This is a genomic window from Ruegeria sp. B11, from assembly GCF_056539785.1.
This window is the reverse complement of the sequence record NZ_JBQFVO010000002.1, coordinates 53,052-67,886: the sequence shown is the minus strand read 5'-3', so window position 1 is coordinate 67,886 and position 14,835 is coordinate 53,052. Positions and strand designations below refer to the sequence as shown.

General features: G+C 58.1%; 14 protein-coding genes. 4 read left to right on the top strand and 10 right to left on the bottom strand.

Annotation, left to right across the window (positions count from 1 at the left end; translation table 11 throughout):
• Nucleotides 1–88 precede the first annotated feature (88 nt).
• The 3 genes from ACR0I1_RS08040 to pdxR all read right to left on the bottom strand — a co-directional run bounded on the left by ACR0I1_RS08040 (nt 89) and on the right by pdxR (nt 6,435).
• The gene (locus ACR0I1_RS08040) at nt 89–2,905 is read right to left on the bottom strand and encodes a molybdopterin oxidoreductase family protein (protein ID WP_480705807.1); all 2,817 of its coding nucleotides are present in this window, start codon (nt 2,903–2,905) and stop codon (nt 89–91) included.
• A 169-nt stretch (nt 2,906–3,074) separates the two neighbouring features.
• Nucleotides 3,075–4,850, bottom strand: a complete 1,776-nt coding sequence (xsc, locus tag ACR0I1_RS08035; RefSeq protein WP_170425785.1) for a sulfoacetaldehyde acetyltransferase — start codon at nt 4,848–4,850, stop codon at nt 3,075–3,077.
• A gap of 124 nt (nt 4,851–4,974) precedes the next feature.
• A complete protein-coding gene (pdxR, locus tag ACR0I1_RS08030) occupies nt 4,975–6,435 on the bottom strand; it encodes a MocR-like pyridoxine biosynthesis transcription factor PdxR (protein ID WP_170398719.1) in 1,461 nt (486 codons plus the stop codon).
• A 146-nt stretch (nt 6,436–6,581) separates the two neighbouring features.
• Here pdxR and ACR0I1_RS08025 point away from each other — a divergent pair, with 146 nt between their 5' ends.
• Both ACR0I1_RS08025 and ACR0I1_RS08020 read left to right on the top strand, forming a co-directional pair.
• Entirely contained in the window at nt 6,582–6,890 is a 309-nt protein-coding gene (locus ACR0I1_RS08025) for an ArsR/SmtB family transcription factor (RefSeq protein WP_170398716.1), read from the top strand.
• Nucleotides 6,883–7,914 (top strand): permease, encoded by a 1,032-nt coding sequence (locus ACR0I1_RS08020; protein ID WP_480705804.1) that lies wholly within the window; start codon nt 6,883–6,885, stop codon nt 7,912–7,914. The genes ACR0I1_RS08025 and ACR0I1_RS08020 overlap by 8 nt, the downstream gene beginning before the upstream one ends.
• A gap of 44 nt (nt 7,915–7,958) precedes the next feature.
• Here the strand turns inward: ACR0I1_RS08020 and ACR0I1_RS08015 are convergent, their stop codons facing one another.
• Nucleotides 7,959–8,348 (bottom strand): hypothetical protein, encoded by a 390-nt coding sequence (locus ACR0I1_RS08015; RefSeq protein WP_170398710.1) that lies wholly within the window; start codon nt 8,346–8,348, stop codon nt 7,959–7,961.
• A gap of 54 nt (nt 8,349–8,402) precedes the next feature.
• Entirely contained in the window at nt 8,403–9,164 is a 762-nt protein-coding gene (locus ACR0I1_RS08010) for a DUF1013 domain-containing protein (protein WP_170398707.1), read from the bottom strand.
• 130 nt (nt 9,165–9,294) lie between these two features.
• On the opposite strand from ACR0I1_RS08010, the gene ACR0I1_RS08005 reads away from it, so the two are divergent.
• Nucleotides 9,295–9,924 carry a ribonuclease T2 family protein gene (locus tag ACR0I1_RS08005; protein ID WP_170508836.1) on the top strand — a complete coding sequence of 210 codons (630 nt, stop codon included), beginning with the start codon at nt 9,295–9,297 and terminating at the stop codon, nt 9,922–9,924.
• Here ACR0I1_RS08005 and ACR0I1_RS08000 read toward each other — a convergent pair.
• The 5 genes from ACR0I1_RS08000 to ACR0I1_RS07980 form a co-directional block, all read right to left on the bottom strand.
• Entirely contained in the window at nt 9,921–10,409 is a 489-nt protein-coding gene (locus ACR0I1_RS08000; protein WP_170406567.1) for a hypothetical protein, read from the bottom strand. The two genes, ACR0I1_RS08005 and ACR0I1_RS08000, sit on opposite strands and share 4 nt — an antisense overlap.
• Nucleotides 10,410–10,513: 104 nt before the next feature.
• The gene (locus ACR0I1_RS07995; RefSeq protein ID WP_170398699.1) at nt 10,514–11,095 is read right to left on the bottom strand and encodes a histidine phosphatase family protein; all 582 of its coding nucleotides are present in this window, start codon (nt 11,093–11,095) and stop codon (nt 10,514–10,516) included.
• Between the two features lie 69 nt (nt 11,096–11,164).
• Nucleotides 11,165–11,758 (bottom strand): recombination mediator RecR, encoded by a 594-nt coding sequence (recR, locus tag ACR0I1_RS07990; protein WP_170398696.1) that lies wholly within the window; start codon nt 11,756–11,758, stop codon nt 11,165–11,167.
• 64 nt (nt 11,759–11,822) lie between these two features.
• Nucleotides 11,823–12,167: a YbaB/EbfC family nucleoid-associated protein gene (locus tag ACR0I1_RS07985; RefSeq protein ID WP_170398693.1), complete on the bottom strand. Its 345-nt coding sequence runs from the start codon at nt 12,165–12,167 to the stop codon at nt 11,823–11,825.
• A gap of 234 nt (nt 12,168–12,401) precedes the next feature.
• Complete coding sequence (locus tag ACR0I1_RS07980) at nt 12,402–14,162, bottom strand: DNA polymerase III subunit gamma/tau (RefSeq protein WP_480705801.1); 1,761 nt, start codon at nt 14,160–14,162, stop codon at nt 12,402–12,404.
• 172 nt (nt 14,163–14,334) lie between these two features.
• Between ACR0I1_RS07980 and ACR0I1_RS07975 the strand changes: the two genes are divergently transcribed.
• Entirely contained in the window at nt 14,335–14,835 is a 501-nt protein-coding gene (locus ACR0I1_RS07975) for a phosphatase domain-containing protein (protein WP_170398687.1), read from the top strand.

The window sequence follows — 14,835 nt, the reverse complement described above, 5'->3', positions numbered from 1 at the left end:
TGCCTTGCCTCTGCGATTGTGGTCAGGGCGGGCTGGGGCTCTGCCCCAGACCCCGAGATATTTATAGCCAGATGAAGAACGGATCGGGTCATTTGCCCACCTTCCAGGCCAAATCCTTTGGCCCTTGCCCGACCGGCGATTTGATTGGAGCGAATTCTGGCTGGCTTTCAGCATCGCTTGGAGCGGCGGCCTTTTCGATTTTTACCTTCAGATCGAACCAGGCGGCCTGACCGGTGATCGGATCAGAGTTTGCCCAGCGCAGGCCGTCACCTTTGGGGGGCAGCAGCTCGTGGATCAGGTGGTTGAGCAGGAAACCCTTGGTGGCCTCGGGGGCGTCTTTCTGCAAGGCCCAGGCCCCTTTGCGCTTTCCGATGGCATTCCAAGTCCACACGGTATTGTTGTTCAGCGCAGCCATCTCCATGACGGGTACCGTGATCTCGCCATGTGGAGAGCTGACTTTGGCCCAATCGCCGTCTTGCAGCCCGTGTTCACGCATCAGCTTGGTCGGGACGTATAGCGGGTTGCGCCCATGCAGCTGACGCAACCAGGCGTTTTGTGTGCCCCAACTATGATACATCGCCATTGGCCGCTGGGTCAGAGCGTTGACGGTGAAGCCTTCATTGCCGGTCTGATCGGTTTCGTACCAAATGGGCAGGGGGTCCATTGTATCTTGGATCTGCGCGCGCAGGTGATCTGGGGGCTGGCGTTCCCCGTAGCCTTCGGCGGCCAGTTGGAATTTACGCATCGGCTCGGAATAGAGCTGGAATAGATAGGGCTGTGGGCTGTCATAGATACCCATGCCCACAGCCCAGTCTTGATAGGCAGTGTTCCAAGGTTTGTAGTAATCCGCACCTTCGGGAATATGCGCGACATAGAAGCCACCATTCTCGATGTATTGGTTCAATTGGTCGGGGTTAACCTCGCCACGACCTTCCTTGTCGCCGTTTTCGCCCCGGAAACCGGCAAGCGGTCCAATCCCCGGCTTGCGTTCGTGGTTGACGATATAGTCGGCGTAATCCGTCCACTTGGCGCTGCCATCATCGTTGGTAAAGCCGGGCAGGCCCATGCGGTTGGCCAGATCGATCAGAACCGACTGGAAGCCGCGTACGTCGCGGTCGGGTTCAATCACCGGCCAGCGGATCGCGTCTGCCGCTGCCTCGGCCTCGCAGATCGGGCGGTCCAGTAGCGAGATACAGTCGTGTCGTTCCAGATAGGTTGTATCGGGCAGGATAAGGTCGGCATAGGCCACCATTTCCGAGGAATAAGCATCGGAATAGATGATATGCGGGATCACGTAGTCGCCGTTCTCATCCTTGTCCGTCAGCATGTCCATGACACCCTTGGTGTTCATCGTCGAATTCCAGGACATGTTGGCCATGTACATGAACAACGTATCGATCTTGTAGGGATCGCCTGCATGGGCATTCGAGATCACCATGTGCATCAGCCCGTGGCTGGACATCGGGTTTTCCCATGTAAACGCTTTGTCGATCCGCGCCGGGCTGCCGTCTTCTTTCAGCGCCAGATGCTCGGGGCCGCGAACAAACCCCAGATGCGGCCCGTCCAGCGGTGTATTCGGCGTCACCTTACAATGCGGAGTCGGATGCGCCTCAACTGGCTTGGGGTAGGGCGGCTTGAAGCGGAAGCCGCCGGGGACTTCGACCGTTCCAAGCAGGATCTGCAATACATGTAGGGCGCGGCAGGTCTGGAAACCATTGGCATGGGCTGAGACACCACGCATCGAGTGCATCGCGACGGGGCGACCAATCATCTTCGAGTGCTTCTCGCCCCGGAAATCGGTCCATTCATGGTCCAGTTCGAACGCTTCATCAAAGGCCACACGGGCGAGCTCGCCAGCAATCGCGCGAATGCGGGTCGCCGGTACGCCGCATTTATCTGCGATTGCCTCGGGGGCGTATTCATCCGCCAGATACCGTTCTGCCATGTGGTGGAAGACGGGGCGGTGGGTGACACCGTCCTTTTCGTAGGTCGCTGATAGGTCAGGGCGGACGCCGGGGGTGTCGAAAGCAGTCAGCTTGCCGGTATTGCGGTCGATGACCAATGGCTTGCCGTCATGGTCTTTCAGGAACAGACCCTTTTCCGGACCGTCGGATGCGTTGATCAGGACCGGCGCGTTGGTGTAGCGACTTAGGTAATCCAGATCGATTTTGCCTGCCTTCATCAGCACATGGATCATCGACAAGATGAACAGGCCATCGGTACCGGGGGTGATGCCGACCCAATCATCTGCCACGGCGTTATAGCCCGAGCGGATCGGATTTACCCCAATCACACGGGCACCGCGCGCCTTGATCTTGCCGATGCCCATTTTAATCGGGTTGCTGTCGTGGTCTTCTGCCACGCCGAACAGCATGAACAGCTTGGTGTGATCCCAGTCGGGCTGACCGAATTCCCAGAATGCACCGCCCATCGTGTAGATGCCACCGGCTGCCATGTTGACCGAACAGAACCCGCCATGGGCCGCATAGTTACAGGTGCCGAAATTCTGTGCCCAGAAACTGGTGAAGCTCTGGCTCTGATCACGGCCGGTGAAAAAGGCCAGTTTCTCAGGATTGTCTTCGCGGATCGGTTTTAGCCAACCGACAGCGATCTCGAGCGCCTCGTCCCAACTGATCTCTTCGAACTCGCCAGACCCACGCGGGCCGACGCGTTTGAGCGGTGCGCGTAGGCGCGACGGGGCGTTCACCTGCATAATCCCCGCGCTGCCTTTGGCGCAGAGAACGCCCTTGTTTACCGGATGATCCCGATTGCCTTCGATATAGGCGACCTTCCCATCCTTCATGTGCACGTTGATACCGCAGCGGCAGGCACACATATAGCACGTGGTCCGGCGGATCTCGTCTGACACGGGTGGGGATAGGTTGAGGTTCGGTTGTTGATTCACGCTGTCTCTCCCTGTGGCGGATCGCCTTGGTACCTGTACGTGTTGAACACACTGGAGCGTAAGCACACCGGGCTCAACCATATAGAGGAAGAGAGTGCAGGCACCCCCTTCCTCTGCTTTTTTTAAGGGGACCGGTTGAACCCGGTCCGACTTATGTTTTTGACAGCAATCAAACCTGCTGCAGACGCATGTCGCTTGCGTCGATACCTGCAACCTCAACCGGCTTCTTCATCGCGTCGCGACGGAAGGGTTCACCCAGTTCCTGATTGATCATTGCTTCGATCAGGGTGGTGATGCCGTTCTTCTGATCCTCGATCGCCTGGCTCAGCGCCGCCGTCAGCTCATCCTGAGTGCGTGCGATGACGCCTTTCAGGCCACAGGCGTTGGCGATGCCGGCATAGGACACTTTTGTGTCCAACTCGGTGCCGACGAAGTTGTCATCGAACCACAGGGTCGAGTTGCGCTTTTCCGCACCCCACTGGTAGTTGCGGAACACAACCTGAGTGATGGCTGGCCATTCTTCGCGACCGATGGCGGTCAGTTCAGTGACTGCAATGCCAAAGGCACCGTCGCCAGAGAAGCCGACAACTGGTACATCCGGGCAGCCGATCTTCGCGCCAATGACCGAAGGCAGACCATAGCCACAGGGGCCGAACAGGCCGGGGGCCAGATACTTGCGGCCTTCTTCAAACGAAGGATAGGCGTTGCCGATGGCGCAGTTGTTGCCGATGTCGGACGAGATGATCGCCTCTTTCGGCAGCGCGGACTGGATCGCGCGCCATGCTTTGCGCGGGCTCAGCCAGTCCGGCTTGGCAGCGCGCGCGCGTTCGTTCCACGTGGTGCCCGGATCGTCCTGCTCGTGGTCCATCGAGGTCAACTCTTGCGCCCAACGCGATTTGGTTTCGGCGATCTTAGCCTTGCGCGCGTCGCGGCCTTCGTCACCGGCTGTGTCGGACAGTTGGTTCAGGATGCTGGTGGCAACGCTCGCCGCATCGCCCACGATACCAACCGAAACCTTCTTGGTCAGGCCGATGCGGTCGGGGTTGATGTCGACCTGAATGATCTTTGCATCTGCAGGCCAGTACTCCATGCCGTAGCCTGGAAGGGTCGAGAACGGGTTCAGGCGTGTACCGAGGCACAGAACAACGTCTGCTTCCTTGATCAGCTGCATACCGGCTTTTGAGCCGTTATAGCCCAGCGGGCCAGCGAACAGTGGGTGCGAGCCGGGGAAAGCGTCATTGTGCTGGTAGCCAACGCAAACCGGAGCGTCCAGACGCTCGGCCAGTGCTTTCGACGCTTCGATGCCGCCTTTCGACAGAACGGTGCCTGCACCGTTCAGGATAACGGGGTTCTTTGCGTTCGACAGCAGAGCGGCAGCTTCGGATACGGCCGATGCACCACCCGAAGGCAGTTCAAACTCAACAACAGCAGGCAGCTCGATGTCGATCACCTGAGTGAAGAAGTCGCGCGGAACGTTGATCTGCGCAGGTGCCGAAGCGCGCTTGGCGTTCATGATTACGCGGCTCAGAACCTCGGCCATACGGCTGGGGTCACGCACCTCTTCCTGGTAGCAAACGCAGTCTGCGAACATGCGCATCTGCTCCATTTCCTGGAATCCACCTTGACCCATGGTCTTGTTTGCGGCCTGCGGAGTGACCAGCAGCAGCGGAGTGTGGTTCCAATAGGCAGTTTTGACGGCGGTCACAAAATTGGTGATGCCGGGGCCGTTCTGGGCGATCATCATCGACATCTTGCCGGTTGCGCGGGTGTAGCCGTCAGCCATCATGCCGCCGGACCCTTCGTGGGCACAATCCCAGAAAGTGATGCCTGCTTTGCCAAAGATGTCGGAGATCGGCATCATGGCCGAGCCGATGATACCGAACGCATGTTCGATGCCATGCATCTGCAGGGTTTTTACAAAGGCTTCTTCAGTGGTCATCTTCATCTGCGTAATCTCCGATCATAGAAGGATGGAACGGGGGTTTTGCACCCAGTTTTCTGATCGGTTTTGGCGTACGGGTGTCTGTGGCGTTAGGGCCAGAACCGGTAGCGGTTTAAGTCCAGAGTGCTTAAGAACGCCGGATCGCTTCAGCAATCTGTTGGATTCCCGGTTCGATACGATCCGACGAGATTGAAGAGTAGCCCAGCCGATAAAAGTTCTTTGGCCTGTTCTGGCTTGAAAAAAATGCCTCACCCGGTTCGATATGGACGCTTTGGCGCTGCAGGTCTCGGGCCAGTTTGCTGGTGTCTACATGCAGCGGCGCTTGCATCCAGATCGATGATCCGCCCAGCATCCCGCGCCCAGCAACAGTCAGACCATATTGTCCAATCGCCTCCTCAATCGCTTCGCGACGGCGTTGCAGCGTTTTAGACATGCGCCGGATCTGAGCATCATAGTGGCCGAGCGATAGGAAGTAGGCTGCGGTTCGCTGCATGTGGCCAGGAGGGTGACGCAAGACCAGAGATCGCAGGGCGCGCGCTTCACGGATAAAGGGTTCGGACCCGACCATGTAGCCCAATCGAAGCCCCGGAAACAGCGACTTGGAAAAGCTGCCCACGTAGATCACCCGCCCATCGCGATCCATTGACCTGAGCGCCGGTGACGGGGCTCCGAGAAATGACATTTCAAATTCATAGTCATCCTCGACGATCATTGCATCCAATTCGCGGGCACGACGCAGCAGTGCATGTCGGCGGTCCACCGGCATGGTCGCGGTTGTCGGGCTCTGGTGGCTGGGGGTGGTGAATATGACGTCGGTATCGTCAGGGATTGTTTCCGGGGGCAACCCGTCCCGGTCGACCTTCAGATAAGACAGCTTGCATTCCGAGTGAATCAGAAGATCGCGCAGGGCGTAATAGCAGGGGTCCTCGATCGCTGCCCTACGGTTCCGGTTCAGCAATATGCGAGACGCCAGCCAAAGGGCGTTCTGAGCGCCCAGGGTGATCAAGATTTCTTCGGGCCGGGCTACAATTCCACGGCGGGGAAGAGTATGCCGGGCGATGAATTCAAGCAGCAGCGGGTCATCTTGATCGACATAGTCCCCGGTCAGAGAATCAAAGTCCTTATGTCCCAACGCCCGAACTGCGCAGAGACGCCAGTTTGCATGATCGAACAGCTTTCTGTCGACTTGGCCATAAATGAAGGGATAGCGGTAGTCACGCCAGTTGCTGGGTTTTGTCAGCACATCACCGCCCGAGAAACGGCGAGCAAACGCCTGATCCCAGTCAACCACTTCGGTGTCGCGCCGCACTGGCGTGTAGGTCGGCGGCACTGGCGCATTTTCGGAAACATAGTATCCCGACCGGCCTTTGGCGGTCAGGTAATCATTGGCCAGCAGTTCAGTATAGGCAAGCGTGACCGTAATCCGGCTGACACCCAAATGGGCAGCAAGTTTACGGGACGAGGGCAGCTTTTCCCCGACGTGGAAGCGTCCTGACAGAATGCCTTCGGCAATCAGCTGTTGCAGCTGCGCCTGTAAGGTGCCTTGCCCATTGCGTTCCAAAAAGAATGTGTCGACCGAAATACCCATTGCATCGTTATAGGTTGGACCTAAGGCGGTGGCAATCTGGACTTATGGCCCTGCGAACCATGTTGGGAGTTTTACGCACACGTGTGGTTGACGCAGGATACGAATTAAACTAAATAACCAGTAATCTAGTTTAATGGAGGTAAAGGATGTGGGAAGAAGCTGCCGCAGGTTTCTCTGCCATGGGCTCGGAAGCCCGATTGAAGGTTCTTAAGACCTTGGTTCGTGCTGGGGAAGCAGGCCTGACCGTTGGAGAAATTCAAACGAGGACAGGAATCGCGCCCTCGACTCTGGCGCATCATCTGCGGTTTCTGGCTGCTGGCGGAGTAGTTGAGCAAGAGAAGATCGGGCGTAGCACGATCAACCGCGCGTGCTTTGACGAATTGAGAAACCTGGCGCAGTTCATCCTTAGTGAATGCTGCGCAGACGAAATCGGAAAGGCCGCAAACGATGGCTGAACTGACCCAAAACCCCAAGCCACTTTCCAGAAACCTGATCGACCTGATCAAAACGCCCTGGGCTCTGATCGTGGTCATACTGGCACTGGTGGCCATTCTTGATCCGGGCAACTGGACCGAGGTTGTGAGTTTTGCCGCCAAAGCGCTTGCGCATACGGGCCAGTACATCCTGTTTGCTGTTCTGCTGCTATCATACCTGAAGGCAACCGGGGCCGAAGTCATGGTCGCCCGCGCATTTGAGGGTCGCGAGACACGGATGATCTTTCTGGCCGCGTTGTTTGGCGGGCTGGCCCCATTTTGTTCCTGCGAAGTGATCCCATTCATCGCGGGATTGCTGGCTCTGGGTGCGCCATTGTCGGCCGTGATGGCATTCTGGCTCAGTTCACCGTTGATCGACCCCCCGACGTTGCTGATTACTGCGGGTGCGCTGGGTTGGCCGTTTGCAATTGGTAAAGCGGTTGCTGCTGTCGCGTTGGGTTTGTTCGGCGGGTTTGCCGTGCGCACCCTGATGCGGGGAGGTGCCTTTGCGCAGCCGTTGCGTGAATACAAACCCGCTGGTTGCTGCGGTTGCGGACCAAAGCAAGATGACAAACCCGTCTGGAAGTTCTGGCAAGACCCTGACCGTCGGACGCGCTTTCGGGTTGAGTTCGTTCACAATGGCCTGTTCCTGCTCAAATGGCTGGCATTTGCCTACGTGCTCGAAGCATTGCTGGTCAGCTATGTTCCGGCAGACCTGATCGCCCGCGTTGTTGGTGGTGAGGGTGTTGTGCCAATTGTCATCGCTGCCTTGGTCGGAATGCCTGCCTATCTGAACTCCTACGTCGCACCACCGCTTCTTGCGGGTCTGATGGAGCAGGGTATGAGTGCGGGTGCTGCGATGTCGTTCATGGTGGCCGGCGCCGTCAGTTCGATACCTGCGATGGCGGCCGTGTGGTCACTGGTGAAACCGCGCGTCTTTGCCACCTATCTGGGATTGGGCATCAGCGGCGCTATCGTAGCAGGCATCCTGTTTCAGATGATCTGAACAAAAAAAACCGCCCGGTTGAGCCATCGGGCGGTTTTGCTTTTCTAGCTCGCTTCGCAATATCGTGGCAGTTTGAACCGATACCTTGGCTCTCCACTTTCAACGAAAACCCGTTTCTCGATACAGGCTTGGGTTCCAACTGTCTGAGCAATCGGCCCTTCGGTCGAGGTGATTGATGCTGCTGAGCCATCCGGCAAGCGCACCGAAGCAATGACCCCGTTCTTGAGATCGCCATTGATCGGTGTCGCCGACAAAACCGCGACGGTGAGAAACGCCTCGTGCTCGTGCTTGCCGTCGTCATTCAGCAACAGCAAGCCAGCGACTATCGCAATCATCACTACGGCACCTGTAATGGCCAACCACCAGGATTTCAGGAACACATAGATTGAAACGGCACGATGCGCGTCGAAGAATAAGGATAGAACCTTTAGCATCAAATCACCCAAAAAATCGGGTCCCGGCTATTCGAGGCCGGGACCATGCGCATCTCAGGGGCGCAGATCGTCTTCGTCTTCTTCATCACCACCACCCTTGGGCAGGTTGAAGAAGCTATCCGCATCGACGATGGGCTCTTCGTCTTCCTTCTCGTTGGTGTCCTCGGACAACGAGAATGTCTCGAGACCTTCGATCGCGGTCGGGATCTTGGGCGCTGAATCCATCTCAAGCGACTGTTCGGTCGAGACCAGTTTGCGACGCTCATCATCGCTCATCACGCCACCTTCGGCTGCTTTCTTGGCCGCGGCCTTTTGCACGATGGCATCCAGTTCGGATTGTTTGCACAGACCCAGGGCAACCGGATCGATCGGCTGCATGTTCGAGATGTTCCAGTGCGTCCGCTCGCGGATCGACTGGATGGTCGGCTTGGTGGTGCCGACCAGCTTGGCAATCTGGCCGTCGCTGAGTTCCGGGTGGAACTTGACCAGCCACAGGATCGAGTTCGGACGGTCCTGACGCTTGGACAGCGGGGTGTAGCGCGGACCACGGCGTTTCTCTTCGCCTGATGCCGCCGGATTGAATTTCAGCTTCAGCTTGTGCAGCGGGTTGTTTTGCGCGGTGTCAATTTCTTCCTGAGTCAGCTGGTTGTTGGCAATCGGGTCAAACCCTTTGACACCTGCAGCCACATCACCATCCGCAATACCCTGCACTTCCAGCTCGTGCATGCCTACGAAATCCGCGATCTGCTTGAAGCTGATCGTGGTGTTGTCCACCAGCCATACGGCGGTTGCCTTGGCCATAAGCGGTTTTGCCATCAGCCCGTCTCCTATAAATACATCTGTCCCGTCGCCGGAATTCGGCGGCCCCGAAGCTATGGGGCAGGTTTCCGTTGTCGGGGAACTTGGGGCCTATATAGTCGCGACAGCTAAAGAAGGGAAGAGGCGAATGCGCTGGGCGATTTTGTGGGTGCTGAGTGCCATGGCTGCGATGGCCGAGGGCGAAAAGGCGGGCGATTTTGACTACTACGTCCTGTCGCTCAGCTGGTCGCCCAATTGGTGCGCCCGCGAAGGCGATGCGCGCGGCTCGGATCAGTGCGACACGCGACACGATCATGGGTGGATATTGCATGGGCTCTGGCCGCAATTCCATCAGGGCTGGCCTTCGTATTGTCGCACGTCCGAAGCGCCACCCACACGCCGCATGACGCGGGAAATGGAGGATATTCAGGGCTCATCCGGGTTGGCCTGGCATCAATGGAAAAAGCACGGCACCTGTTCGGGCCTCAGTGCACCCGACTATTTCGCCCTTTCACGGCAGGCTTATGCAGGAGTTGCGCGCCCCGAGGTGTTCCGCAAGCTGGACGCGACGGTCAAACTGCCCGCTTCGGTGGTGGAAGAGGCCTTTCTCAAGGCCAATCCCACGCTCGAGCCTGACATGATCACCATCACCTGTAAGCAAGGCTATATCGAAGAAGTCCGCCTATGCCTGTCCCGCAATCTTGACCCGGTGCCCTGTGGCCGCGACGTGATCCGTGATTGCACCGCTAAAGACGCGGTGTTTGATCCGATTCGTTAGAGTTTTTTGTTCTGGCAGTCGCGCGCATAATCCAGCGCTTTGGCGGTGCCTTTCAGATCAATCGCCATGACGGTTTGACCTTCGGGATTGTAGACGGTCATGGTCTTGTTCTGCGCAATCGAGGTGACGAAACTCCGGTCCGTAAAGAACACCGTCGCGCCGGGCACGCGATCCTGCTTGAACCCGATGGCGGTGGCATCAAAGCTCTTGCCGTCCAGCTCAAACCGGATTGGGTATTGTTCCCCCGGTTTAATGTCGCCCCAAGCCTTGTTGTAAACGGTGAAATACCCGCGATTATCCAACGCGTCATAGCCTAGCCGCACCACCGAGAGGTCCTGATACACGGTTTGTATCAGGCACCCATTGCCAAGATTGGGGTCCATCATGATGTTCCAGCCTTCGACAAAACCTTTGTCGATAAGTTCCTGCGACAGGGCAGCAGTGGCGGCGAAGGCGGCTAAGGTGAGTGCGAGAAGGCGGGTCATTATGTGCTCCAAGTCTTTCGCTCAGTGGAATTTAACTCTGTTCGTTTTTCAAGCTAATTTGAGATTTGAATCTAAAGGACACCAAAAACACTTATCCGCCAAGATCATTGCAAACTACCCGTCTTGGTCAAGATCGTCTCGGTGCCGTTTGACAGGCGGAAAACACATCCTTGGGTCCTGGGAAGTTTTAACAGATCGTTGATGCCAAGGCCCAGCCAAATCCCGCGCAATATCAGTGACGTAACCCCGTGCGTCACCACGATTGCGGATTCGTCTTGCTCGTCTAAGAACGATTGTACCCTCTCATAGATCTCGTCAAAGCTTTCGCCATCCGGGCTGCGAAAATACCAATGATAGGACTCGTATGGGCAATCGATTTGAGTCCGAATGAATTCCCGCGTCGCGCCTTCCCATTGGCCAAATGCGATTTCCGTTAACCGGTCATCGTTTGCGAAATCAAACTGGGGTGCAATCGCCAGCCTTGCGGTGTGTTGCGCCCGCTCCTGCGGGCTGACGAACACGCGTTTGGGGTGGTTGGGGATACGGCCAAGTATCTCCCTCTGCTGCCGCGCCTGATAGATACCGGTTTCCGTTAGCGGAGAGTTCTTGCGGCCTTGAAACTTGCCCAAGGTATTCCACTCGGTTTCGCCATGTCTTAGGACAAACAGATCGGGGTACTTGGTCAATGCGGTTTCCTGAATTACCCACAAGCTAATTTCTAGTGTAGATTGACAGTGCATGCCGAACACACTTTGTCAGATTTCCTTCCTCGCCCGCAAAGCCGCCGTAATCGTCCCATCATCCAGATAGTCCAACTCGCCCCCAATCGGCACACCTTGTGCCAGGGATGTCAGACGAACCTGCCCCTCCAACTGATCCGCGATGTAGTGGGCGGTGGTCTGACCATCGACGGTGGCGTTCAGGGCGAGGATGATCTCGGTGATACTCTCGGCCACAACCCGGTCCTTCAACCGGGGGATGCGCAATTCATCCGGGCCGACTCCGTCCAAAGCCGACAACGTGCCGCCCAAAACGTGATAGCGGCCCTTGAAGACCCCGGCGCGCTCCATCGCCCAAAGATCTGCGACGTCTTCGACTACGCACAGTTCTCCGGTTGCGCGGGCCTCATCATTGCAGATGTCGCAGATATCAGTGGTGCCCACATTGCCGCAGTTCAGGCATTCACGGGCAGTTACGGCTACCTGCTGCATGGCGTCAGAAAGCGGCGTCAGCAGCAGGGCGCGTTTGCGGATCAGGTGCAGGACTGCGCGGCGGGCCGAGCGGGGGCCGAGACCGGGCAGCTTGGCCATCAGGTCGATCAGATTGTCGATGTCACTGTTCGAACTCACCGTGAGACCCTCGCAATTGGGCCAGGGAAACACGCCCCGGCCATAGATCCGTCAGGAGGGTGTATCAGAACGGCAGCTTGATGTCTGCGGGCAGGCCCATGCTTTCGGTCAGCTTGGCCATTTCTGCCTGCGAACGTTCCTGCGCCTTGGTTTGGGCGTCCTTGATCGCGGCGAGGATGAGGTCTTCGACTACTTCCTTGTCGTCACCGTTAAAGATCGACGGGTCGATATCCAGACCTTTCAGCTCACCCTTGGCGGTCGCGGTGGCCTTGACCAGCCCGGCACCGGATTCGCCGACGACCATGATGGTGTTCAGCTCTTCCTGCATATCTGTCATCTTGGTCTGCAGATCCTGCGCGGATTTCATCATCTTGGCCATGTCACCCAAGCCGCCTAAACCTTTTAGCATCGGTAATCTCCTGTCACTCGATTTGTGGCCTAGATACGAAGCGTAACCGCGCGGCACAAGAGGTCAGGATACTCCCGCCTGTCGTCAAGGTCTTTGGCAAGACCTTTCCTCCCGTTGGGCCCGGCGGCGAGTAAGGCGCGCTGCCGGGTCCAAAGCCGCTCAGGGGTATCGGCGTCAGCCGATGGCCCGCGGCGGGTGCGGGAGCATTTGGGTGAGGGGCGCTATGCACGAAGGTCAGTCTTCTTCGAACGGGTCCCATTCGTCTTCAACCTCGGGCAGGGCCTCGATTTCGACCTGAGCGGCGCGTTGTTCGGCGCTTTCGATGCTCTTAATCCGCGCTTTGGGGAAATGGGTCAGCACTGCTTGCACCAGAGGGTGCTGTTCCGCCTCGGCCTTCAGGGCCAGCTCAGCGGCATCCCGAACCTCGGCAATCGTCGGGGCGTCGCCCTCAGAGACAATAGAAACAGCCCAGCGGTTGCCTGTCCAACGCTGCAGCGACGCGCCCAATCGTTGCGACAGGTCGGTCGGGGCGTTGTCGGTCGGTGCGAACTCGATCCTGCCCGGTTGATAGGAAACCAGACGCACGCCGTTTTCGACCTCGACTAGCAGCTTCACGTCCCGGTTGGCTCGGATCAGTTCAACCACATGTTCAAATGTAGGATAACGTGCCAGCGCTGCCTGCACATCCTGGGCCAGCGCGGCCGTTGGCCCGCCCGCGCTGCCGCCAATCCCCGATGCGGCATAGGCCGGTCGGGCCACAGCCTGTGGCGCGGAAGGAGCATGTCCGGGCGCACCGATTCCCTTGCCGGGGCCACCATTGGGCGGCGGAGGCGTATCTTGCAGACGCTTGATCAGCTCCTCCGGGCTAGGCAAGTCGGCCACATGGGTCAGGCGGATCACGGCCATTTCCGCAGCCATCATTGCGTTGGGTGCGGCGGAAACTTCCTCGAGCGCTTTCAGCAGCATTTGCCACATGCGTGTAAGGACTCGCATGGGCAGAGCCTCGGCCATTTGTTGACCTCGGGCGCGTTCGTCGGGGGAAACGGTGGGATCTTCGGCGGCATCCGGGGTGATCTTGACCACCGAAACCCAATGCGTGATTTCAGCCAGATCGCGTAAGACGGCGAGTGGATCAGCCCCTTCGGCATATTGCCCGCTCAGCTCGGTCAACGCGCCTGCAGCATCGCCGCGCAGGATCATATCCATCAGATCCAGCACCCGGCCCCGATCGGCCAGCCCCAGCATCGCGCGCACCTGATCCGCGCTGGTTTCACCGGCCCCGTGCGAGATCGCTTGATCCAGCAGTGAGGTCGCATCCCGCGCCGATCCCTCGGCGGCCCGGGTGATCAACGACAACGCATCCTCGGCAATCTGTGCCCCCTCGGCACCTGCAATTTTGCGCAGCAGTCCGATCATATCCTCCGGCTCGATCCGGCGCAGATCAAAGCGCTGGCAACGGGACAGGACGGTCACCGGGACCTTGCGAATCTCGGTGGTGGCAAAGATGAACTTCACGTGTTCGGGGGGTTCTTCCAGCGTCTTGAGCAGCGCGTTGAAAGCGCTGGTCGACAGCATGTGAACCTCGTCGATGATATAGATCTTGTAGCGCGCGGACGCAGCGCGATAGCGGACGCTGTCGATGATCTCGCGGATGTCATTGACACCGGTGCGGCTGGCGGCGTCCATCTCCATCACATCGACATGGCGGCCCTCCATGATGGCTACGCAGTGTTCACATTGACCGCAGGGTTCGGTGGTAGGGCCGCCGCTGCCATCGGGACCGATGCAGTTCATACCCTTGGCTATGATCCGAGCGGTCGTCGTCTTGCCGGTACCGCGGATGCCGGTCATGATGAAGGCCTGCGCGATCCGGTCCGCCTCGAAGGCGTTTTTCAGAGTGCGCACCATGGCGTCCTGACCGACTAGATCGGCAAAGGTTTCGGGGCGGTATTTGCGGGCAAGAACCTGGTAGGCGGGGCTGGGCGTCTCGGTCATGTCTGCTCTGTCGGATTCGCGTTACGCCGCAGCGTAGAGGCCCCCGCCGCCCGCGTCCACAGCCGGCCGGGACGATTTTCATTTTGGAATGCGTGGGTATGCGGCTAAAATCCACTCTATTCTATTTACTGGACCAGTATGTTGTTGGGTGAAGTTTGTTTGGGGGGAGATTATGTCGCAACTGGTGGTTTATGCGTTGCAGGTTGGCGGAGGCACCTTGGCCTTGTCATCGATGCCCGGGCGCGGAGGCACTTATACCGAAGACCTCGATCTTATCGCAGACTGGAAGCCGGGACTTGTGATCTCGATGACGACTGAGGTCGAGATGATTCAGGATGGTGCGCGGAATTTTGGCGCTGATATTCAGGGGCGTGCCAGCAGATGGGTGCATTTGCCGATCGAAGATTTTGGCACGCCACCCAAAGAGATTTTGGACCGCTGGCCCCGCGTTGGCGCGACTGCCCGTCAGGCGTTGTCAGGTGGTGGCCGTGTGCTAGTGCATTGCCGTGGTGGCTGTGGCCGATCCGGGATGGTGGTTCTGCGTCTGATGGTTGAATGCGGTGAACGGCCTGAGGCGGCATTGAAGCGATTGCGTACGGTGCGTCCTTGCGCAGTCGAGACAAATGCCCAGATGCTTTGGGCCGTTGAACCGGCCCGTGTTCAAGCCGTTTGA